The organism is Corynebacterium sp. AOP12-C2-36 (assembly GCF_052379185.1).
Lineage (GTDB): Bacteria > Actinomycetota > Actinomycetes > Mycobacteriales > Mycobacteriaceae > Corynebacterium.
In genome coordinates this window covers 119314-140425 of the sequence record NZ_JBQSYJ010000005.1, presented here as the reverse complement: position 1 = coordinate 140425, position 21112 = coordinate 119314, and the positions used below count along the sequence as shown (strand labels likewise).

26 protein-coding genes are annotated in these 21112 nt (G+C 68.5%); 18 read left to right on the top strand and 8 right to left on the bottom strand.

Annotation, left to right across the window (positions count from 1 at the left end; translation table 11 throughout):
* Positions 1–60: 60 nt before the first annotated feature.
* The 4 genes from ACT3UN_RS06055 to purF are packed head-to-tail and all read right to left on the bottom strand — an operon-like array spanning position 61 to position 3730.
* The gene (locus ACT3UN_RS06055) at positions 61–360 is read right to left on the bottom strand and encodes a DUF6457 domain-containing protein (RefSeq protein WP_301443231.1); all 300 of its coding nucleotides are present in this window, start codon (positions 358–360) and stop codon (positions 61–63) included.
* A 51-nt stretch (positions 361–411) separates the two neighbouring features.
* Positions 412–1569, bottom strand: coding sequence for a heme/hemin ABC transporter substrate-binding protein (locus ACT3UN_RS06050; RefSeq protein ID WP_444656745.1), 1158 nt, complete (start codon positions 1567–1569; stop codon positions 412–414).
* A 29-nt stretch (positions 1570–1598) separates the two neighbouring features.
* Complete coding sequence (locus ACT3UN_RS06045) at positions 1599–2219, bottom strand: nucleosidase (protein WP_301443233.1); 621 nt, start codon at positions 2217–2219, stop codon at positions 1599–1601.
* A 17-nt stretch (positions 2220–2236) separates the two neighbouring features.
* On the bottom strand, positions 2237–3730 hold the full coding sequence (purF, locus tag ACT3UN_RS06040) for an amidophosphoribosyltransferase (protein ID WP_444656744.1): 1494 nt from the start codon (positions 3728–3730) through the stop codon (positions 2237–2239).
* 400 nt (positions 3731–4130) lie between these two features.
* On the opposite strand from purF, the gene rpsH reads away from it, so the two are divergent.
* From rpsH to truA, 17 genes are all read left to right on the top strand, one after another.
* Positions 4131–4529 (top strand): 30S ribosomal protein S8, encoded by a 399-nt coding sequence (gene rpsH / locus ACT3UN_RS06035; RefSeq protein ID WP_441588114.1) that lies wholly within the window; start codon positions 4131–4133, stop codon positions 4527–4529.
* A gap of 15 nt (positions 4530–4544) precedes the next feature.
* The gene (gene rplF, locus ACT3UN_RS06030) at positions 4545–5081 is read left to right on the top strand and encodes a 50S ribosomal protein L6 (RefSeq protein ID WP_444614975.1); all 537 of its coding nucleotides are present in this window, start codon (positions 4545–4547) and stop codon (positions 5079–5081) included.
* Between the two features lie 2 nt (positions 5082–5083).
* The gene (rplR, locus tag ACT3UN_RS06025) at positions 5084–5488 is read left to right on the top strand and encodes a 50S ribosomal protein L18 (RefSeq protein WP_444656743.1); all 405 of its coding nucleotides are present in this window, start codon (positions 5084–5086) and stop codon (positions 5486–5488) included.
* Between the two features lie 40 nt (positions 5489–5528).
* Complete coding sequence (gene rpsE / locus ACT3UN_RS06020; protein WP_444656742.1) at positions 5529–6173, top strand: 30S ribosomal protein S5; 645 nt, start codon at positions 5529–5531, stop codon at positions 6171–6173.
* A gap of 5 nt (positions 6174–6178) precedes the next feature.
* Positions 6179–6364, top strand: coding sequence for a 50S ribosomal protein L30 (rpmD, locus tag ACT3UN_RS06015; RefSeq protein ID WP_441578941.1), 186 nt, complete (start codon positions 6179–6181; stop codon positions 6362–6364).
* A 2-nt stretch (positions 6365–6366) separates the two neighbouring features.
* Positions 6367–6825 carry a 50S ribosomal protein L15 gene (gene rplO, locus ACT3UN_RS06010; protein ID WP_441578942.1) on the top strand — a complete coding sequence of 153 codons (459 nt, stop codon included), beginning with the start codon at positions 6367–6369 and terminating at the stop codon, positions 6823–6825.
* Positions 6826–7265: 440 nt separating this feature from the next.
* Positions 7266–8597 carry a preprotein translocase subunit SecY gene (secY, locus tag ACT3UN_RS06005; protein ID WP_301443813.1) on the top strand — a complete coding sequence of 444 codons (1332 nt, stop codon included), beginning with the start codon at positions 7266–7268 and terminating at the stop codon, positions 8595–8597.
* Positions 8594–9139 carry an adenylate kinase gene (locus tag ACT3UN_RS06000; RefSeq protein WP_301443814.1) on the top strand — a complete coding sequence of 182 codons (546 nt, stop codon included), beginning with the start codon at positions 8594–8596 and terminating at the stop codon, positions 9137–9139. The genes secY and ACT3UN_RS06000 overlap by 4 nt, the downstream gene beginning before the upstream one ends.
* Before the next feature lie 19 nt (positions 9140–9158).
* Positions 9159–9962, top strand: a complete 804-nt coding sequence (gene map / locus ACT3UN_RS05995; protein WP_301443815.1) for a type I methionyl aminopeptidase — start codon at positions 9159–9161, stop codon at positions 9960–9962.
* 218 nt (positions 9963–10180) lie between these two features.
* Positions 10181–10399, top strand: coding sequence for a translation initiation factor IF-1 (gene infA / locus ACT3UN_RS05990; protein WP_291477496.1), 219 nt, complete (start codon positions 10181–10183; stop codon positions 10397–10399).
* 225 nt (positions 10400–10624) lie between these two features.
* The gene (gene rpsM / locus ACT3UN_RS05985) at positions 10625–10993 is read left to right on the top strand and encodes a 30S ribosomal protein S13 (protein ID WP_301443816.1); all 369 of its coding nucleotides are present in this window, start codon (positions 10625–10627) and stop codon (positions 10991–10993) included.
* A gap of 3 nt (positions 10994–10996) precedes the next feature.
* The gene (gene rpsK / locus ACT3UN_RS05980; RefSeq protein WP_038546448.1) at positions 10997–11401 is read left to right on the top strand and encodes a 30S ribosomal protein S11; all 405 of its coding nucleotides are present in this window, start codon (positions 10997–10999) and stop codon (positions 11399–11401) included.
* A gap of 21 nt (positions 11402–11422) precedes the next feature.
* Entirely contained in the window at positions 11423–12028 is a 606-nt protein-coding gene (gene rpsD, locus ACT3UN_RS05975) for a 30S ribosomal protein S4 (RefSeq protein ID WP_038546451.1), read from the top strand.
* Positions 12029–12151: 123 nt separating this feature from the next.
* Positions 12152–13165 (top strand): DNA-directed RNA polymerase subunit alpha, encoded by a 1014-nt coding sequence (locus ACT3UN_RS05970; RefSeq protein WP_301443745.1) that lies wholly within the window; start codon positions 12152–12154, stop codon positions 13163–13165.
* Positions 13166–13270: 105 nt separating this feature from the next.
* Positions 13271–13792, top strand: a complete 522-nt coding sequence (rplQ, locus tag ACT3UN_RS05965; protein WP_301443746.1) for a 50S ribosomal protein L17 — start codon at positions 13271–13273, stop codon at positions 13790–13792.
* Positions 13793–13923: 131 nt separating this feature from the next.
* Positions 13924–14805: a DUF998 domain-containing protein gene (locus tag ACT3UN_RS05960; protein ID WP_444656741.1), complete on the top strand. Its 882-nt coding sequence runs from the start codon at positions 13924–13926 to the stop codon at positions 14803–14805.
* Positions 14802–15692, top strand: a complete 891-nt coding sequence (truA, locus tag ACT3UN_RS05955) for a tRNA pseudouridine(38-40) synthase TruA (protein ID WP_444656740.1) — start codon at positions 14802–14804, stop codon at positions 15690–15692. The genes ACT3UN_RS05960 and truA overlap by 4 nt, the downstream gene beginning before the upstream one ends.
* Here truA and ACT3UN_RS05950 read toward each other — a convergent pair.
* Both ACT3UN_RS05950 and ACT3UN_RS05945 read right to left on the bottom strand, forming a co-directional pair.
* Positions 15625–16632, bottom strand: a complete 1008-nt coding sequence (locus ACT3UN_RS05950; RefSeq protein ID WP_444656739.1) for an arsenic resistance protein — start codon at positions 16630–16632, stop codon at positions 15625–15627. The two genes, truA and ACT3UN_RS05950, sit on opposite strands and share 68 nt — an antisense overlap.
* 10 nt (positions 16633–16642) lie before the next feature.
* Entirely contained in the window at positions 16643–17416 is a 774-nt protein-coding gene (locus tag ACT3UN_RS05945; RefSeq protein WP_444656738.1) for a hypothetical protein, read from the bottom strand.
* Positions 17417–17517: 101 nt separating this feature from the next.
* On the opposite strand from ACT3UN_RS05945, the gene eccB reads away from it, so the two are divergent.
* Complete coding sequence (gene eccB / locus ACT3UN_RS05940) at positions 17518–18690, top strand: type VII secretion protein EccB (protein WP_444656736.1); 1173 nt, start codon at positions 17518–17520, stop codon at positions 18688–18690.
* Here the strand turns inward: eccB and ACT3UN_RS05935 are convergent.
* Entirely contained in the window at positions 18687–19802 is a 1116-nt protein-coding gene (locus tag ACT3UN_RS05935; protein WP_444656734.1) for a S8 family serine peptidase, read from the bottom strand. The genes eccB and ACT3UN_RS05935 overlap by 4 nt on opposite strands.
* Entirely contained in the window at positions 19799–21040 is a 1242-nt protein-coding gene (locus ACT3UN_RS05930; RefSeq protein ID WP_444656732.1) for an EsaB/YukD family protein, read from the bottom strand. Before ACT3UN_RS05930 ends, ACT3UN_RS05935 begins: the two co-directional genes overlap by 4 nt.
* Positions 21041–21112 lie beyond the last annotated feature (72 nt).

Below are 21112 nucleotides of genomic sequence, written 5' to 3'. Positions count from 1 at the left end.
CCCGGCCGGGGCGCCGCGCGGCGAAGGTGCTGGTGGCGGCGCGGTGCGTCCGGCAGGGCCTCAGGGCTGTTCGGAGATTCCGTCCAGCGCCAGGGTGGTGATCCGCTCGACACGGGGGTGGGCCTCGGCGTAGAGGTCCTGATCCTGGCCCGCCGCCCGGCCGGCGGCCAGGCCGATGAGGAAGGCGGTGACGGGAGCGGCGGGGCGCGAACGGTGGTGCGCCACCGCGGACGTCAGGTCCAGCACGTCCTTCACGCTGGCGCGGACGACGTCCTGCGGCAGGCCGAGCTCCTCGGCCACCTGCTCCAGCCACGCGTGCGCGCTGAGCATCTGTTCGGGGGAGTCCTTCTGTGTACCCACGGGTGGCACCGACCTTCACGGGGGTTGGGGGCGAGGTTGTCGGCCCCCAAGTTACTCGCTGTCGGCTGCATCCCCGTAGAGGGCGGTCGCCGCGGTGAGCAGCATCTCGCCGGACTGCGGGCCGAAGCTCAGCGACTGGCTGTCCGGGATCGCCAGGATGCGCTCGTTCTGCCCGGCGGTGGTCTGGGCGATGCCCGGCTTGGCGAGCAGGCCGTCCAGCCCGCCGGTGGAGTCCAGTCCGGCCGACATCATCACCATGACGTCCGGGTTGAGGTCCGCCAGCGACTCGGCGTTGGCGGGGGAGGCCTGGCCGATGCCCTCCTCCTTCGCCGCGTCCACCCCGCCGAGGGACTCGATGAGGTCGTCGGTGCCGTCGTCGGGGCCGAGGATGTAGAACACGCCGCCGTCGCCGCGGGCGTAGAGGAACGCCATGCGCAGCGGGTCGCCCGAGACGTCGCCGAGCGCGTCGTCGATGGCCTCGACGGCGCGGGAGATCTCCGCGTCCGCACGCTCGCCGAGACGTTCGCCGTTGCCGGGCAGTCCGACGATGCCGGCGATGGTGTCGATGTCCTCGCTGACGGTGTCGATGGTGTGCTTCGGGTTGATCTTCACCACGGACACCCCGGCGTCGCGCAGCTGGTTGAGGGCGTCGTCCGGGCCGATCGTGCCGTCCACGACGACCAGGGAGGGGTTGAGGTTCAGCACCGCCTCGGCGTTGATCGAGTGCCCGCCCTGGGTGACCACCGGCAGGTCCTGCAGGCTGGGTTCGGTCGACGAGACGGTGCGTCCCACGATGTTGTCGCGCAGTCCCAGCCCGGCCAGCGTGCGCGAGATGGTGCCGTAGATGTCGAGCGGGATGATCCGGGAGACGTCGTCGACGGTGACGTCGCGGCCGTCGGCGTCGGTGAGCTCCACCGGCAGCTCGGCGTCCTCCGCAGCGCTGCTGTCGCTGCCGTCACCGTCGATCGGGGTGACGTCGCCGACGGTGTCGGCGTGCGACACCCCGCGCTGCCCGTGCGGGTCCGTGATCCCGGCGTCCGCCATCTCCGTGAAGTCGTCCAGGGCGGTGTCGAAGGACGTCTCCTGCGCCTCGGCGGTGGTGCCGGAACCGTTGTCGGCGCCGACGCCGCAGGCGGTCAGCGAGCCGGCAACCAGGACGGACGCGGCAGATACGGCGAGGAACAGGGACGGCAGGCGGCGCGGGAACATGGCATGAAATTAGCACATGCTTACCGCAGTCACGGGCGCGGTGTCTCCGGTCCGCCGATCGCCTGGCGGGAGTGCGCGGCCAGCTCGCGGGCGAGGGCGGGCATCTCCAGCTGCCAGGAGTCGCCGGCGGTGTCGTCCGCCGAGTCGCTGACCACCTTGGCCAACTCGACCGGTACCCCGAACCACTGGGCGACGGCGGCGACGGCGTAGCCCTCCATGTCGACCAGGTCGGCGTCCTGCGCGAGTCGGTCGCGCGTGGCGCCGTCCTCGACGAAGACGTCGCCCGTGGCCAGGGTGAGGCCGTCGGTGCCCTGCGCACCGAGGTCGATCGGCGGGTACTCGTCGCGTCCGGTCAGGCGCGCCACGCCGTCGTGGGAGAAGTCGTGCAGCAGCACGCGGGAGATCCGGCGCACCCCGGTCAGTCCGGGGCGTAGCGCCCCGGCGGTGCCGATGTTGACGATCGCGCTGGGCAGGCCGCCGGCACGCAGGTAGCGGTGCAGGCAGTCGGTCAGCGCCAATGTGGCGTTGAGCCGTCCGATGCCGGTGATGAGGACGGGGGCGTCCTCGTCCATCTCGGCGGCCTCGGAGGCGACGGCGACGACGATCAGCGGCTGGCCGGGTGCGACCCGGCCGCGGAAGAGTTCGAGCATGCCCCCGAGCGTAGCGCTCAGGAGTCCTGGTTGTCGCGGACCCAGTCCAGGTACTCCTGGGTGACCGAGCCGGTCACGTACTTGCCGTCGAAGCAGCTCATGTCCAGCCCGTCGAGCTGGGTGTCCGTCTGTCCGTCGAGGATCGCGCCCTCCAGGTCCTCGACCTTCTGGTACACCAGATGGTCGGCGCCGAGCACCTGGGCCACCTCCGGCACGGACCGTCCCGCGGCCACCAGTTCGGCGCGGTCGGGAATGTTGATGCCGTAGACGTGCGGGTAGCGTATCGGCGGGGCCGCGGAGGCGAAACTCACCTCGCGGGCACCGGCGGCGCGCGCCATGGCGATGATCTCGTAGCTGGTGGTGCCACGCACGATCGAGTCGTCGATGAGCAGGACGTGCTTGCCGGCGAACTCCGTGGACATCGCGTTGAGCTTCTGGCGCACGCTCTTCTTGCGCACCGCCTGGCCCGGCATGATGAACGTGCGTCCCACGTAGCGGTTCTTGAAGAACCCCTCGCGGTAGGGCAGGTCCAGGACGCGGGCGACCTCCATCGCCGCCGGACGCGCGGAGTCCGGGATCGGCATGACCACGTCCACGTCCTCGGTGGGCACGTGCTCGGCGATGGTCTTCGCCAACCGTGCGCCCATGCGCAGGCGGGAGTCGTAGACGCTGATGCCGTTCATCACCGAGTCCGGACGGGCGAGGTAGACGTACTCGAAGGAGCAGGGCTCCAGGGTGGCGTCTGCGACGCACTGGCGCGAGTGCAGCACGCCGTCGGCGGTGATGAACACGGCCTCACCCGGGGCGACCTCACGCACGATCTCGTAGTCGGCGTTCTCCAGCACCAAAGACTCGCTGGCGACGACCCACTCGTCGTGCCCGCCCACGGCGTGCGAACCGCCCGTGGCGGTCGGGCGCCGACGGCCCAGCACCAGCGGGCGGATGCCGTTGGGGTCGCGGAAGGCGAGCAGCCCGTGGTGGGCGATCAGCGAGATCACGCCGTACGCGCCCTCGATGCGTCCCATCGTGGCGGTGACGGCGTCGAAGATGCCGTCGGCGTTGAGGTCGTCCGGCCCGGTGGTGGACTGCAGCTCATTGGCCAGGACGTTGAGCAGCAGCTCGGTGTCGCTGGAGGTGTTGAGGTGACGACGGTCGCGGTGGCGCATCTCCGTGGTCAGCTCGCGGGTGTTCGTCAGGTTCCCGTTGTGCACCAGGGTGATGCCGTAGGGGGAGTTGACGTAGAAGGGCTGCGACTCCTGCTCGTTGGAGGCCGCACCACGGGTCACGTACCGGACGTGTCCCAGCCCGGCGGTGCCGAGCAGTGCCCGCATGTCGCGGGTGCGGAAGGACTCCCGCACCATGCCACGGGCGTGGAAGAGGTGCATGTGACCGCCGTCCTCGGCGGTGGCCATGCCCGTCGAGTCCTGCCCGCGGTGCTGCAGGAGCAGAAGAGCGTCGTAAATGTCCTGGTTGACCGGCTGGTTACCCACCATGCCGACGATGCCGCACATTGCGCTGGAGTGTCCTCACTGTGTCCCGGAAGATGGATGCAGGTGTAGAGCCTACGCCCATAGTTGTCCGGAACAACGATCGGGCGGGGTGGGCGGAAGGCTGGCGGTGGGCGGAGGACGTCGGTTTTGCCTTTGTTTGCCCAGGTTGGTAGCGTGAACAGGTCTCGCTGTGGGCCGAGTGCGTCCGATGAGGATCGCGCCGCGACACCGCAGCATGTCGAGACTCTCTGAACATGAACCACTTTGTCGCAGGCCCACCGCCTATTGCGGCCGCGCGGAACACAAGGCAGCGAGCAATCCGGACTACTGAGTCCGGGGAGCGTCGAGTTGCCGGACACAAATGCGCGGTGACGCCCGGGTGGACGGGGAACCGTGACGAGAAAGGCAAGAGGTCACTTTCATGACCATGACTGACCCCATCGCGGACATGCTGTCCCGCGTGCGGAACGCGTCCAACGCGTACCACGACAGTGTCTCGATGCCGTCCTCGAAGATCAAGGCCAACATCGCCGAGATCCTCAAGTCCGAGGGCTACATCGCCGACTACGCCGTCGAGGACGCCTCGACGGGCAAGAAGCTCACCCTGGAACTGAAGTACAGCACGACCCGCGAGCGTTCGATCGCCGGTCTGCGCCGCGTGTCCAAGCCGGGCCTGCGCGTGTACGCCAAGTCCACCAACCTCCCGAAGGTCCTCGGCGGCCTGGGCGTGGCGATCATCTCCACCTCCCATGGCCTGCTGACCGACCGTCAGGCGACCGAGAAGGGCGTGGGTGGGGAAGTCCTCGCCTACGTCTGGTAGAAGGAGGACGAAGCAATGTCACGAATCGGTAAGAACCCCGTGGCCGTTCCCTCCGGCGTCACCGTCACCATCGACGGTCAGAACGTCGAGGTCAAGGGCCCCAAGGGAACTCTCTCGCAGGTCATCCCGGATCCCATCTCCGTTGTCCAGGAGGACAACGAGCTCGTGGTGAGCCGTCCCGACGACCACCGCAAGAACCGCTCCCTGCACGGCCTGTCCCGGTCCCTCGTCAACAACATGGTTGTCGGCGTGACCGAGGGCTACACCACCAAGATGGAAATCTTCGGTGTCGGCTACCGCGTCCAGGCCAAGGGCAGCAACCTCGAGTTCGCCCTCGGCTACTCCCACCCGGTCCTCATCGAGGCCCCCGAGGGAATCACCTTCGCGGTCGACGGAAACACCAAGTTCTCCATCACCGGTATCGATAAGCAGCAGGTCGGACAGATCGCCGCAAATATCCGTCGTCTCCGTAAGGACGACCCCTACAAGGGCAAGGGTATCCGCTACGCGGGCGAGCAGATCCGTCGCAAGGTCGGAAAGACGGGTAAGTAGAGATGGCACAGAGCACTGCAAGCAACAAGCGCCTCCCGGTGGGCAAGGACATCTCCACCCGCCGCCGCGTCGCACGCGCACGTCGTCACTACCGTCTGCGCAAGAACATCACCGGTACCCCCGAGACCCCGCGTCTCGTGGTGCACCGCACCTCCCGTCACATGCACGTCCAGGTCATCGACGACACCAAGGGCCACACCCTGGCCGCTGCGTCGACGATCGAGCCGGACGTCCGTGCGCTGGAAGGTGACAAGAAGGACCGTGGCGCCCGTATCGGTCAGCTGATCGCCGAGCGCGCCAAGGCCGCCGGTGTCGAGGCCGTCGTCTTCGACCGTGGTGGTTACCAGTACCACGGCCGTGTCGCCGCCCTGGCCGACGCCGCCCGTGAAGGTGGTCTGAAGTTCTAATGCGCAACGACAATATTTTCACCGACGGAAGGACTGCGTGATGTCGGATCGTAACGGCGGACGCACCGCCGACAGCAACAACAAGGACAACAAGGACAACCGCGGCCGCGGCAACAACGGTGGTCGTGACGACCGTCGTGGTGGCCGTCGCGACCAGCAGGACGAGCGCTCGCAGTTCCTCGAGCGCGTCGTGACCATCAACCGCGTCTCCAAGGTCGTCAAGGGTGGTCGTCGCTTCAGCTTCACCGCCCTCGTGATCGTCGGTGACGGCCAGGGCATGGTCGGCGTCGGCTACGGCAAGGCCAAGGAAGTCCCCGCCGCCATCCAGAAGGGTGCCGAGGAAGCTCGCAAGAACTTCTTCCGCGTCCCGATGATCGCCGGCACCATCACCCACGAGGTCCAGGGCGAAGCTGCCGCTGGTGTCGTGTGGATGAAGCCCGCTGCGCCGGGTACCGGTGTCATCGCCGGTGGCGCCGCCCGCCCCGTGCTCGAGTGCGCCGGCGTCCAGGACGTCCTGTCGAAGTCCCTGGGCTCCGACAACGCGATCAACGTCGTCCACGCCACCGTGGACGCACTCAAGCAGCTGGTCCGCCCCGAAGAGGTCGCCGCACGTCGCGGTAAGTCCCTCGAAGAGGTCGCCCCGGCTCAGATGCTGCGCGCCCGCGCCGCAGGACAGGGAGCGTGATTGAGATGGCACTGAAGATCACCCAGCTCAAGGGCACTGTCGGAACCATTTCGAAGCAGCGCAACTCGCTGCGCTCGCTGGGCCTGAAGCGTATCGGTCAGTCGGTCACCCGTGAGGACGGTCCCATCGTCCGCGGTCAGATCAACACCGTGCGCCACCTGGTCCAGGTCGAGGAAGTAGCAGGGGAGTAATCATGAGCGAACCCATCAAGCTGCACGACCTGCGGCCCTCCAAGGGCGCCAACACCGCCAAGACCCGCGTGGGTCGTGGCGAGGCGTCCAAGGGTAAGACCGCCGGCCGTGGTACCAAGGGCACCCGCGCCCGCAAGCAGGTCTCTGCCGCCTTCGAGGGTGGCCAGATGCCGCTGCACATGCGTCTGCCGAAGCTCAAGGGCTTCAAGAACCCGGCGAAGGTCGTCTTCCAGGTCGTCAACGTCTCTGACCTGGAGAAGGCATTCCCCAAGGGCGGCGACGTGACCGTGGCGGACATCGTGTCCGCCGGCCTGGTCCGCGTCAACCAGCCCGTCAAGGTCCTGGGCGACGGCGAGATCTCCGCATCACTGAACGTGACCGCGGACAAGTTCTCCCGCTCCGCCAAGGAGAAGATCGAGGCTGCCGGCGGTAGCGTGAAGAACGCCGCCGACGCATCCTAGTATCACCCGTGTGGTAGCTGTCGGGCCTCGTGCCTGACGGACACCGCCGGTGAATGAACCCCGCCCCCGCCGATTATTCGGCGGGGGCGGGGTTTTCGTGTGTGCGGGTTACGGGGCAGTGGGGGAGGGGGCAGACATCGCGTACACGGTGCTCGCACGGGGATCCCGCAGCGCCCGCTGACGCGTGACGGGGACACCGCACGGCGGTGTGCGCACAGGGTTCGGCGTCCGGCACCGCGGAGTTGGTCACGGAAGTGTAACCTTCCATGCGACCCCTGCTATCCTTGTGCAGTTGTCTGTCCCCATGTGGTGCGCCCGAAAGTTCTCGGGGGTGTCCGGCAGGGGACCCAGTGACCGAACACCTACCCCAAGCAGAAACCTTCGGCGGCCCGACCCGGGAGTGGTACTCCCGACCGAGACTGCCGAGCCAGGAGGCAAACGTGACCGCCTTGCTCTCGGCGTTCCGGGATGCTGATCTCCGCAAGAAGATCTTCTTCACCCTTGCGATGATCATCCTCTACCGGATCGGAGCACAGATCCCGACCCCCGGTGTCGACTACGCGGAAGTCACCTCGCAGGTCCGTTCACTGACCGAGGACGGATCGAACAGCATGTACACGCTGATCAACCTGTTCTCCGGTGGCGCCCTGCTCCAGTTGTCGGTCTTCGCGATCGGCATCATGCCGTACATCACCGCGTCGATCATCGTGCAGCTGCTGACCGTGGTCATCCCGCGCTTCGAACAGCTCAAGAAGGAGGGGCAGTCCGGTCAGGCCAAGATGACCGAGTACACCCGCTACCTCACCGTTGCGCTGGCCCTGCTGCAGTCGGCGGGCATCGTGGCGCTGGCCGACCGCCAGCAGCTGCTGGGCAGCGACGTCCGCGTGCTCCACGAGGACGTCGGGATCTTCGGCCTGGTGATGATGGTGCTCATCATGACCGCCGGTGCCGTGCTGGTGATGTGGTTCGGTGAGCTGATCACCGACCGCGGCGTCGGCAACGGTATGTCGCTGCTGATCTTCGCCGGTATCGCCACGCAGCTGCCGGCGCAGGGCATGCAGATCCTGCGCAGCTCCGGCGGCTTCGTCTTCGCCGGTGTCGTGGTGGCGGTGCTGATCCTGGTCATCGCCGTCATCTTCATCGAGCAGGGGCAGCGCCGTATCCCGGTGCAGTACGCCAAGCGCATGGTCGGTCGTCGCCAGTACGGGGAGACCTCCACGTACCTGCCGCTGAAGGTGAACCAGGCGGGCGTGATCCCGGTGATCTTCGCCTCCTCGATCCTCACCGTGCCTATCCTGATCACGCAGATCATCCAGTCCGGCAATGCCGGGCAGGAGGACAACTGGTGGAACCGCAACGTGATGACCATGCTTTCGGACCCGTCCAGCTGGCCCTACATCCTGATCTTCGCCCTGCTGATCATCTTCTTCTCGTACTTCTACGTGTCGATCCAGTACGACCCGAACGACCAGGCCGACAACATGAAGAAGTACGGTGGATTCATCCCGGGCATCCGTCCGGGGCGTCCCACCGCCGAGTACCTCTGGTACGTCATGACCCGTCTGCTGCTCGTCGGTTCGATCTATCTCGCCGTCATCGCCGTTCTGCCGAACGTAGCGATTACGATGGGACTTGCCTCTGACGGCGCCGCCTCAAGTCTCGGCGCATTCGGTGGTACCGCTATCCTGATTATGGTCTCGGTCGCACTGACCACCGTCAAGCAGATCGAGTCCCAGCTCATGCAAGCCAACTACGAAGGATTCCTCAAATGAGACTCGTTCTCCTCGGCCCTCCCGGTGCAGGTAAGGGCACACAGGCCGCCATCCTCGCCGATTCGCTGGGCGTGCCGCACATCTCCACGGGTGATCTCTTCCGGGAGAACATCTCCAAGGAGACCGACCTCGGTCGCCAGGCGCAGGAGTACATGGACGCCGGCAAGCTCGTCCCCACCTCCGTCACCGCCGACATGGTGAGCAAGCGGCTCGACCAGCAGGACGCCGCCGACGGCTTCCTCCTCGACGGGTTCCCCCGCACGGTCGAGCAGGCCGAGATCCTCTCGGAGATCCTCGAGGGCAAGGGCACGTCCCTGAACAACGTCCTCAACTACCAGGTGACCGAGGACGTCGTGGTGGAGCGCATGTTGGCCCGCGGCCGCAGCGACGACACCGAGGACACGATCCGCACCCGCCTGCAGGTCTACCGCGACGAGACGGCCCCGCTGATCGACTACTACTCTGACATCATCGTCAACGTGGACGCCGAGGGTACCGTCGAGGACATCTCGTCCTCCACGCTGGACGCACTGGACCGCTGAACGCGCTGATTGGTTGATGATGGGTTTCCGTAGGAAGAACAAGGTCATCCAGGGCAAGACCCCTGGGGAGCTCGACGCGATGCAGGCGTCCGGCGAGATCGTCGGACGTGCCCTGCAGGCCGTGCGCGCCGCCGCGAAGGCCGGTGTGAGCACCCTCGACCTCGACGCCGTCGCCGAGGAGACGATCCGCTCCGCCGGCGCCGTGCCCACCTTCAAGGGGTACGGCGGATTCCCGGGGAGCATCTGCTCCTCCGTGAACGACATGATCGTCCACGGCATCCCGGACTCGGCCACCGTGCTGAAGGACGGCGACCTGGTCTCCATCGACTGTGGCGCCACCCTCGACGGCTGGGTCGGCGACTCCGCCTGGACCTTCGCCGTCGGCGGGGACGACGCGCTCGCCCCCGAGACCCTCAAGCTGAACCAGGCCACTGAGTGGGTGCTGTACCAGGGGATCGAGGCGATGCTCCCGGGCAACCGCCTCACCGACATCTCCTGGGCGCTGGAGGAGGCCACCGAGCAGGCCGTCGAGAAGTTCGGTGTGCAGCTCTACATCGTCGACGGGTACGGCGGCCACGGCATCGGTCACGAGATGCACGAGGACCCCTACCTCGCCAACGAGGGCGCCCCCGGCAAGGGACCGCGCATCGAGGAGGGCAGCACGCTGGCCATCGAGCCGATGCTCGCCCTCGGCACCGTGGACTCCTACGTCCTCGAGGACGACTGGGGTGTCAAGACGCTCGACGGTACGCCGGCCTCCCACTGGGAGCACACGGTCGCCGCCACGAAGGACGGCCCGCGGATCCTCACCCCGCGGTACTGAGTTTTCCCGGGCTTCCCGGATTACACCGGAGTACACCGGACCTCACGGCCCTGGACGTGACGAATGCACCCGCATTTGTCATGTCCAGGGCCGATGCCGTATGGTCAACCGTTGGTGTGAACACTGGGGCACTGTGAAATAGCAGTCTGCCCGACACATCAACGAGACCAGACCTAAAGGTCCGTCCCTCACGGGGTGGGCCGGGAAAAGTGGAGGATATGGCTAAAGAAGGCGCCATCGAGGTTGAGGGCAAGATCGTCGAGCCCTTGCCGAACGCGATGTTCCGCGTTGAGCTGGACAACGGGCACAAGGTGCTCGCACACATCTCCGGCAAGATGCGTCAGCACTACATCCGTATCCTCCCCGAGGACCGGGTCGTCGTGGAGCTGTCTCCCTACGACCTGACTCGCGGCCGGATCGTCTACCGCTACAAGTAGACGACTCCGACCGGTAGCGCTGGTCGCACAAGTCATTCAAGCCTCCACTCATCCGCCCGCACGGTAGCCGTCCCCTTCACGGGGACCGTAACCCGGGCAACCACCTTCGGCCGCGGCGGCTGGAGCCCGCCGTCCCTCTCCCCACCCTTCACCGGGCGGGGCAGGGACGGAACCACGGGACGTGTGTGGAGAAAACCGCCGCTGTAATCCGGAAGGAACTGCCATATGGCACGCCTTGCTGGTGTTGACCTCCCGCGCGACAAGCGCATGGAGGTTGCACTCACCTACATCTACGGCATCGGCCCCGCCCGTGCCGCCGAGCTGCTGGAGAAGACCGGCATCTCTCCCGACCTGCGGTCCAAGGACCTCACGGACGAGCACATCTCCATTCTGAGGGACGCGATCGAGAGCACCTGGAAGGTCGAGGGCGATCTTCGCCGCGAGGTCCAGGCTGACATCCGTCGCAAGATCGAGATCGGTTGCTACCAGGGCATCCGCCACCGTCGTGGCCTGCCCGTGCGCGGTCAGCGCACGAAGACCAATGCTCGTACGCGCAAGGGCCCGAAGAAGACGATCGCAGGAAAGAAGAAGTAGTCTATGCCTCCCAAAGCACGCTCCGGCGCACGCCGTACCGGCCGTCGCGTCGTAAAGAAGAATGTGGCCCACGGCGCCGCATACATCAAGTCCACCTTCAACAACACCATCGTGTCCATCACGGACCCGAAGGGTGCTGTCATCTCCTGGGCCTCCTCGGGACACGTCGGCTTCAAGGGCTCCCGTAAGTCCACGCCGTTCGCTGCCCAGATGGCCGCCGAGTCCGCCGCCCGCAAGGCGATGGAGCACGGCATGAAGAAGGTCGACGTTTTCGTCAAGGGCCCGGGCTCCGGCCGCGAGACCGCCATCCGTTCCCTGTCCACCGCCGGCCTTGAGGTCGGAACGATCTCCGACGTGACCCCGCAGCCGCACAACGGCTGCCGTCCGCCGAAGCGTCGTCGCGTCTAGAAGAAAGGATAGGGATACCACATGGCTCGCTATACCGGATCCGCCACCCGTAAGTCCCGTCGTCTCCGCGTCGACCTCGTCGGCGGGGACCGCTCGTTCGAGCGTCGCCCGTACCCCCCGGGACAGGCCGGTCGTACGCGCATCAAGGAGTCGGAGTACCTGACCCAGCTGCAGGAGAAGCAGAAGGCCCGCTTCACCTACGGCGTCATGGAGAAGCAGTTCCGCCGTTACTACGCCGAGGCGAACCGTCGTCCCGGCAAGACCGGTGACAACCTGGTGATCCTCCTGGAGTCGCGTCTCGACAACGTCGTCTACCGTGCAGGCCTGGCCCGCACCCGTCGACAGGCACGTCAGCTCGTCTCCCACGGTCACTTCACCGTGAACGGCAAGAACATCAACGTGCCGTCCTTCCAGGTCTCCCAGTACGACATCATCGACGTCCGGGACCGTTCCCGCTCGATGCTGTGGTTCGAGGAGGCCCAGGAGCTCCTGGTCGACGCCGTCGTCCCGGCCTGGCTCCAGGTCGTGCCGTCCTCCCTGCGCATCCTCGTGCACCAGCTGCCCGAGCGCGCCCAGATCGACGTCCCGCTGCAGGAGCAGCTCATCGTCGAGTTCTACTCCAAGTAGGACGTTCGTCGCACCACCGTTTCACCCCGTCACCGCCTGCATGGGCCGGTGGCGGTTCCCGAGAAGTATTCAGTTGTTCATCCCTACGGCGTCAAATAACGGTCGCCACCTAGGAGAAGCAAGATGCTCATTTCACAGCGCCCGGCGTTGAGCGAAGAGTTCGTCAGCCCCGCCCGCTCCCGGTTCGTCATCGAGCCGCTGGAGCCGGGTTTCGGCTACACCCTCGGAAACTCGCTGCGCCGTACCCTGCTGTCGTCCATCCCGGGCGCAGCGGTCACCTCCATCCGGATCGAGGGTGTGCTCCACGAGTTCACCACCATCCCCGGCGTGAAGGAGGATGTCTCCGACATCATCCTGAACATCAAGGCCCTGGTTCTGTCCTCGGACTCCGATGAGCCGGTCACGATGTACATCCGCAAGGAGGGCGCCGGTGAGGTCACCGGGGCTGACGTCGTCACCCCGACCGGTGTGGAGGTCCACAACCCGGACCTGCACATCGCGACCCTGAATGAGCAGGGCAAGATCGACATCGAGCTCGTCGTCGAGCGTGGCCGCGGATACGTCCCGGCCGCACCCACCACCGGTGAGATCGGCCGTATCCCGGTCGACCAGATCTACTCCCCGGTGCTGAAGGTCAGCTACAAGGTCGAGGCAACCCGTGTGGAACAGCGCACGGACTTCGACAAGCTGGTCATCGACGTCGAGACGAAGAACTCCATCACCGCCCGCGACGCCATGGCGTCCGCAGGCAAGACCCTGGTGGAGCTGTTCGGTCTGGCCCAGGAACTCAACCTGGCTGCTGAAGGTATCGAGATCGGCCCGTCCCCGATGGAGACCGAGCACATCGCCGCCTACAGCACCCCGATCGAGGACCTCGACTTCTCCGTGCGGTCGTACAACTGCCTGAAGCGTGAGGACATCCACACCGTCGGCGAGCTCGCCGGCCGGACCGAGTCCGACCTGCTGGACATCCGCAACTTCGGTCAGAAGTCCATCAACGAGGTCAAGGTCAAGCTCGCTGAGCTGGGCCTGGGTCTCAAGGACGCGCCCGAGGGCTTCGACATCAACGACATTGAGGGCTACGACCCGGAGTCCGGCGAATTCGTCGACACCGAGGGCGAAGACATCGCAGAGTAGCAACTCGTTTCGGGAACCGCCGTCGGCTGTGCTGTGTGGGACACCGGTGGTTCGCCGACACCGCGCTTGACACAGTCTGACTAGAGAAACACACGAGGAGAAGTTATGCCTACCCCGAAGAAGGGTGCCCGCCTCGGCGGATCTGCTTCCCACCAGAAGAAGATCCTCGCCAACCTGGCAGCTCAGCTCATCGAGCACGGCGCCATCAAGACCACGGACGCGAAGGCCAAGCTGCTGCGCCCGTACGTCGAGAAGATCATCACGAAGGCGAAGAAGGGTACCGTCGCCGACCGTCGTAACGTGCTGAAGCTCATCACGGACAAGGAGGTCGTCGCCTACCTGTTCAACGAGCTCGCGCCGAAGTTCGAGGGCCGTAACGGTGGTTACACCCGCATCATCAAGCTCGAGAACCGTAAGGGTGACAACGCTCCGATGAGCCAGATCTCCCTGGTCCTCGAGGAGCTCGCCTCCTCCGAGGCGACCCGCGCCACCCGCGCGGCCGCCTCCAAGGCCGCCGAGGAGACCCCGGTCTCCGAGGACGCACCGGTCGTCGAGGCCGACGAGGCCACCGACGCCGCTGCCGCCGACGAGGCTGCAGAGGCTGAGGAGTCCACCGAGGAGAAGTAAGTCCCCGGTACTCTCCGCACACGCGGAAATCGACCACGCCCGTCCCCACCGTGAAACGGTGAGGGCGGGCGTTGTTGCATGTGCAGTCGTGAACGTGGTTCCCGGCGTTCTCCTTGGTAGAGTCATGCCCTGTGTTGACCTACCGACTTTCCGGCGTGCTGCTGATCCTCAGCGGTCTCGCCACCGGGTTCGGCCACATCGCCGCCCTGCTGAGCTGGCGTGGCCTGTACTCCTTCACGGACAACCGGCTCGGCGACTACACCGTCACCGAGTGCCAGGTGCTGCGTGACAACCTGGGCACCCGGTACGTCTGCAACCCCGCCTACCTGGTCACCAACGTCTCCTACGTGGCCGCGGGGTTCCTCATCGTGGTCGCCGCCGGGGTGATGTGGATCGCCGCCGGGTCGGAGAGGCACCGCTCGGTGCGCATGTCCGCGGTGCTCATCGGCGGCGCCGGCGCGATGTACATGCTGGCGGGCTTGTTCCCCTACGACGTGTCCGCGGCGATCCACGACCTGTCCATGTTGTTCTACGCGATCCTGATGTGGGCGTTCATGGCCTTCCTCACCGGTGTCGGGACGGCCCGCACCGCGGGGGGACGTGGTCCGCACCCGTTGATCTACGGCGGCTACCTGCCGATCACCCGCCTGATGCTCACAGCCTCGGTGGTGGGCCTGCTGGCGTTGCTGCTGCTCGGGCCGCGCGGTATGCCGGGCGCCTACGAGCGGCTGGCCTTCGACACGTTGACGGTCTGGTTGATGATCATCGGGGTGTGCATGTACTCCCTCGGCGGGGCGGGCGACCAGGAGAGCCGTCGCGTGGCCGAGATGGCTGAGACGGCCGAGTTCGAGGCCCTGGAATTCCCGGACTCCGCCCCCGGCCACAACCAGCGCCGTTACCCGGGCTTCGCCGGACTGTCCGGTTCCCGGGCGAGCGGCTGGGGCCGGCGCCGACACGACGACCGCGACAACCATGACGACCGCGACGGCAACACCACCCAGGAGGATTCATGACCGGGCAGGTCCGCGTCCGGCTCGACGTCGCCTACGACGGCACGGACTTCCACGGCTGGGCGCGCCAGAAGGGTCCGCAGGAGGGTCTGCGGACCGTCGCTGGTGTGCTGGAGGACGCGCTGTCGCTGGTCGTGCGGGAACCGGTGGAGCTCGTCGTCGCCGGACGCACCGACGCCGGCGTGCACGCCGACGGGCAGGTAGCGCACGTCGACCTGCCGTCCTCCGCGTTCGAGCAACGCTCGCTGGACCGACCGGAGGCGCTGGTGCGTCGGCTGTCGCGGATGCTGCCGACGGACATCCGCCTGCACGGTGCCACGGCCGCACCGGAGGGTTTCGACGCGCGGTTCTCCGCGCTGTCGCGGCGCTACCGCTACCGGGTGACCACCGCGGACGCCGGGGTGCTGCCGGTGCGCGCCCGCGACACCGCCACCTGGCGGCGCGACGTGGATCTCGCCGCGGTGCAGACCGCGTCGGACGTCCTGGTCGGCCTGCACGACTTCGCCGCCTTCTGCAAGTACCGGCCCAACGCCACCACGGTGCGCGAACTCCAGGAGTTCACCTGGCGTGACGTGTCCACCGTCGCCGAACCGCAGACCTACGAGGCGACGGTCGTGGCGGACGCCTTCTGCTGGTCGATGGTGCGCTCCCTGGTGGGCGCGGTGTTGAGCGTGGGGGAGGGGCGCCGCGACGAGGCATTCACCCGTGGGCTGCTCGACGAGCGTTCACGCAGTTCGGCGGTCGCCGTGGCCCCGGCGTGCGGGCTGAACCTCGTGGAGGTGCAGTACCCGCCGCAGGACGAGATGGCGGCCCGCGTGGCCGTCACCCGTGACCGGCGGGCACCGGTGGATGCGTCGGACGCTCAGGGATCATCAGCGGAACCGTCCTGACCAGCACCACCATCGCCACCAGTTCGACGAGTGTCTGGGTGACCACCACCAGCGGGGCGAGTTCGTAGCCGGCGGGCAGGGCGAGCACCAGCGGCAGGACGACCAGCGAGTTGCGGGTCACCCCGGTGAATACCACCGCCCGACGCGCCGGCACGTCCAGCGCACCCGGCGTCCCGCCGCCGGGGCGTCCGGCGAGCCAGCCCAGCGCCGTCATCACCACCACGAACGCCACGTACACGGGCACGACCTGCACCAGCCACGAGAGTTGCCGGTTCACCCCGGCGATCTGTGATGCCACCACCAGCGCCAGGGTCAGCATCATCAGCGGGACCATGAGCCCGGCCATCACCTCGCGTACGGCGTCCCCCGCCCGCCCGGGGATCGCCTGGGTCGCCGCGGCGGCGCACAGCGGCAGCACGATGAGCACCCCCAACGCCTCGACGAAGGGGCCGGCGTCGAATCCGCCCAGTACCTCGGATCCGAGGAAGGCCCACAGGAACACCGGCAGCAGCAGCATCTGGGCGGCCATGAGCAGCGGGGCCGCGGCGAGCAACCGGTCTGCCGCGCCACCGGCGAGCCCGGTGAACACGATCACGTAGTCGATGCACGGGGCCAGCAGCACGAACAGCACCCCGACGAGCAGCACCTCGTCCCCGGCGATGGGCCGGGTCAGCAGCCACACCACCAACGGCACGGCCACGAAGTTCACCATGGCCACCGTGGCCAGGAAGCGCAGGTCGCGCAGGGTGGACAATGCCCGGCGCAGCGGGATGCCCAGGAACGTCACGTAGAGCAGCAGACCCAGCACCGGGTTCACCAGGTGCCCGGCCGCCCCGGCGGTACCGGACCCTGCCAGCATGCCGACGACACCGCCGACAAGGATGGCGAGCAGGTACAGGGCGATCTGGTGGCGCTCCATGCCCGCGACGAGTCTCTTCACGGCCCCCAGGTTAGCGGGGCACCCGCAGCGGCAGGGCGGTCACCTCGACAGTGACGTCGGCCGACATCAGCGTCCCGGCGTCGAGGTCGACCACCACGTCCGCCACCACATCCGCGAGAAGCTCGTCCAACTCCCCGTCCTGCACCACCACGCGGCAGCGCTGCGGATGCCACGCGGCGCGCCACGCCTCGGCCGACTCGACCAGCGCCACGTCCTGCCCCGGGACGCGGCCGGACGGCGCGACGGTGCGCGCGACCGTCGCGGCGTCCCGCCCGCGCAGCAGCACCGTGGTCCCCGGCGGCAGGTGCAGCACCACCGGCGCCCCGTACACGTCCGTGCCCACCATCCAGCCGGGCAGCGGGCCGGCCTGCAGCCCGCTGCGCATCGTCGCCGTTGCAGGTAGATCGGGCAACCGGGAGGCCAGCAGCCCACAGCCCGCCGCCGCCCACGGCATCCGCTCGGCCGCCTCGGCAGGCACGCCGACAAGGCAATGCCCAGGGATACGCAGCAGCGACGCCAGGCCCACGTAGGAACGCTCCAGCGGGGAGGACGCCCGCGGCGACGGGGCCACCGCGGTCGCCAGAAGCCCGGAGCCCACCCGCAGGCCCGCGGCGAGGCTCTCGAGCAGCGGGGCGTCCAGCGCCACGGGGTCGACGTGCGCCTCGCCCCAGGTCCGTGTGTGCGGCACGTGCACGCGGAACCACACCCGCTCGCCCTCACCGGCCGCGGCTCCGCCGTGCACCTGCCGGTGGTACCACCGCACCGCAGCCATAAACCTGCCCATGAACTCCCCCTCGGTTTCCCCTGCCCCCAGCGCACCCGATGATGTACCACCCGCAAGCATAGGCACAGTGTGCCGGGGGAAACAACAGGGGGAAGTCTTTCATGAGGACCACAGGTCTGCAGGTGTCCGGTTACTCGTTCCTGCTGCGACGCGCCGAATTGGCACTGGTCACCGGGGATGCGCGTATGGCGCAGGACCCGTTGCGCACGCAGCGTCGGGCGGTGGGGGTGGGGCTGCTGCTCACCCTGCTGGTCACCGGCGGGATCCTGCTGGTGGCGATGCTGCGGCCCCAGCCGTCCATCGACGACGCCGGCATCGTCGCCGACGAGGCCGGCACCCTGCACGTGCGCATCGGCACCGACTTCCACCCGGTGACCAACGTCGCCTCCGCCCGCCTGCTGCTCGGCGCGCCCGAGGAGGTGACCTCCTCGACGTCGGGGCAGTTGGCGTCCTTCGGTACCGGGCCCACGCTCGGCGTGCCGGACGCCCCGGGCCTGGTGCCCGCCCCCGTGGTGTCCTGGGCGCGTTGCGCCGACGGGGTGGTCGCCGCACCCGCGTTGCCGGACGCCGGGGCGGCGGTGCTTGCCGCACCGTCCGGCACGTGGCTGGCGGTGGACGGACGACGGTTGCTGCTGCCGGACGGCCCGGTGCTGGCCCGGGCCCTGGGGGTGGCCCCGGTTCCGGTGAGCCAGGACGTGCTGGAGGTCCTGGATCGTGGGCCGGACGTGGCGTTGGGCTCGTTGCAGCACGCCGTCGCCGCCGGCGACCGGGTCTTCCTCACCGGGCAGGACGGTGTCGCCGAGGTCACCGGTGCGCGCCGGGCGATCGTGGAGGCCCTGGTGCCGCACCAGGCCAGCGAACCGTTGTCGGTGGTGCTGTCGCGACCGGAGGTCACCGGGCTGGCGGCCCTGTCGCATGTGCCGGTGGAGCTGGACCTGGTGGACGGGGCGGCGGTGGGTGAGGTGTGCATCGGTGAGCATGTGGTGATGGCCGATGATCTCGAGCGCGACGCCCCGCGGCCGGGCTCGCACTTCGTGGGCCCGCGGGGTACCTCCGCCCTGCTCACCGAGCGTGGCTACGTGCTCGTCGCCGAATCCGGGGTGCGCTACCAGGTGACGGCCGCCGAGGACCTGCGGGTGCTGGGGCTGGTGGAGGGTGAGGATGGTTCCGGTGTCGAGGACCTGGCGCAGGTGCCGTTCCGGGTGCTGAAGGGACTGCCGGACGGCGGGGTGCTCTCCGAGGAGCGGGCGAGCCGCACCCTCACCGGTCGCTAGCGGCGGACCCGAAGGATGAACGCGGTCAATATCGCCACCGCCACGACCCCCGCCAACGCCAGGGGAACCCGCAGGTCCGCCGGGACGTCGACGGCACGCACCACGGAGACCTCGGCGGGCATCTCGTAGTGCGCGGCGGCTTCAGCGTGCCCTGCGATTTCTGCGGAACCCGCCCGGTCCAGTACCGCGCCCACCGCCGCCACCGGGGAGACCACCGGCACCACACCCTGCTCGGCGGTGTCGACGAGCAGGGCGCGCACCTCGGCGGCGGAGAGTTCCGGGCGCAGCTGCCACACCAGGGCGGCCGTACCCGCGACCACGGGTGCGGCGAAACTGGTGCCGGAGAACGGGGCGGGGTCGCCGACGATCGTCCTGTCGGTGCCGTCGGTCTGCAGCGTCGCCGACACCGGACCGCCCGGTGCGTGCAGGTCCACCCACTCGCCGGGCACGGAGTAGTCGGCGGGGCGTCGTCCGGCGTCGGGGTCGGTGTCGGGATCGGTATCCGGTTCTCGCGCGTCGACCCCGCCCACGGTGAGTACGCCGGGCAGCGCGGCGGGGTAGGGGGCCTGGTCGTCCCGGCACTGTCCGGCATTGCCGGCGGCGGCGACGAGCAGCAGCCCCTCGCGTTCCACGGCGTCGACGGCGCGGCGTAGTTCGGCGGTGTCCTCGCAGGCCACCACGGAGACGTTGAGGATCCGCACCCCGTGTTCGGAGGCGGTGGTGCGGGCTCGGTCGAGTGCGTCGACGAGGTCGGCGACGGTGGTGTTCGACCCGTCGCCCTGGCGTACGGAGACCACGCGTGCTCCCGGGGCGACGGTGCGCAGCACCCCGGTCACCGCGGTGCCGTGCAGCAGGCAGTGGTCCCGGTCGCCGGGGCGCTCGGTGACCACGCCTGGGGCGGAGGCCCCGGTGTCCACCACGGCGACCCCCACGTCGTGCCCGGTGGACAGGTCGTGCGGCAGGGCGACGTCGACGGGCAGGACGTCGCCGACGAGCGGCTCATCGCAGCGTTGCTGCGCCTGGGCCGGTGGCAGCACCACCGCGCCGGACGCCACGAGCAGGGCCAGCGGTACCAGCACCGCCGCCCGTACACGCTGCCGTATCGGGCTCATCCGATACCCCGCAGCACCTCGAAGACACCGGTGGTGCTGATCAGCAGTGGGACGGAGACGGTGAAGGCCACGGTCTCCAGCACGTCGAGGACGCGTCCGGCCAGCGGGGAGGTGATCCGCACCGCCGGCAGGGCCACCGGCGCCAGGGCCAGCAGCGACCACGGTGCGGGCAGCTGCAGCACCACCCAGAGAAGCAGGAGCACGGCGGTGACGGTGACGGTCACCGCGTGCACCGGGCGGGTGGCGCGCGCGGACAGGCCGGTCACGGCGACGGCGAGCAGCGCGGCCAACGTCCACAAGCTCGCCTCGCCGTGAAGGGGCAGGAGCTGGACGGCACCGGCGAGTATGACCACACAGCAGGTCACCACGATGGCAGGGTGCAGGCGCAGCGCCCGGGCAGCCCGGTCGGAACGGTCGGCAGGGCCGTCGGTGGCCCCGACGACCCCGCTGGCCCCGCCCTCCTGCGCGGCGGCGGCGAAAAGCCCGGTCGCCGGCACCCGCGGCAGGGTGATGCCGGCCAGACCCACGGCGAGCTGCCCGGAGAAGGTCAACGCCACCACGGCCACCAGCGTGGTCAGCCCCGGGCTCACGTTGACCGCGGCGGCCAGCGCCAGGCCCACGGTCACGGTGCGCACAACCCCGGGGCGCCACACCGACATCGCGGCGAAAACGCAGGCCGTCAGAACGTTGACCTGCAGTCCGAGCCCGAAGCCGAGGACCGCCGCCACCGGTACGAAACGCCGGTCCACCAGGGAACCGGCGGCCGCGGCGAGCGTGGCGAGCAGCAGCACCGCGCACACCGCCAGCGCGCCGCCGCGTCCGGCGACGTCCCCGGCGAGCAGTGCCACGGCGAGGTCGCTGACGTCGGCGGGGTGCCAGCGCACGTGCTCCTCGGGGGCCCACAGCGGCGCCCACACGAGGGAGCACACCGTGGCGGTGAGCAGCGCGGCGACCCACACCGCCGGGGAGGATGCCACCGGCGCGCTGAGGCGTCCGACGTCGTCGACCGGCGGGGCGGGCAGTGCGTCCTTGTCGAGGGTGAGGCGTTCGCCCGGGCGGACCCCGGACTGCGCCAGGGAGTCCTCCGGGCGCAGCACGCCGAGCGGGCCGGACAAGCGCCAGACCTCCCCGGGGGAGGCGTCGACCAGGTGTGGGACGAGTTCGGCGACGGGCACGGTGTCGGCCACGGTGGCCTCCACGGTGCGCTCGCGTGCGACGGTGATGCTCACGGCGATCATGGGTGGTGTGGTTCCCCGGTTCTGTACTTTCCTGAGTCCCGCGGCCGGTCACGTCCCCCTGACGTGTCCCCG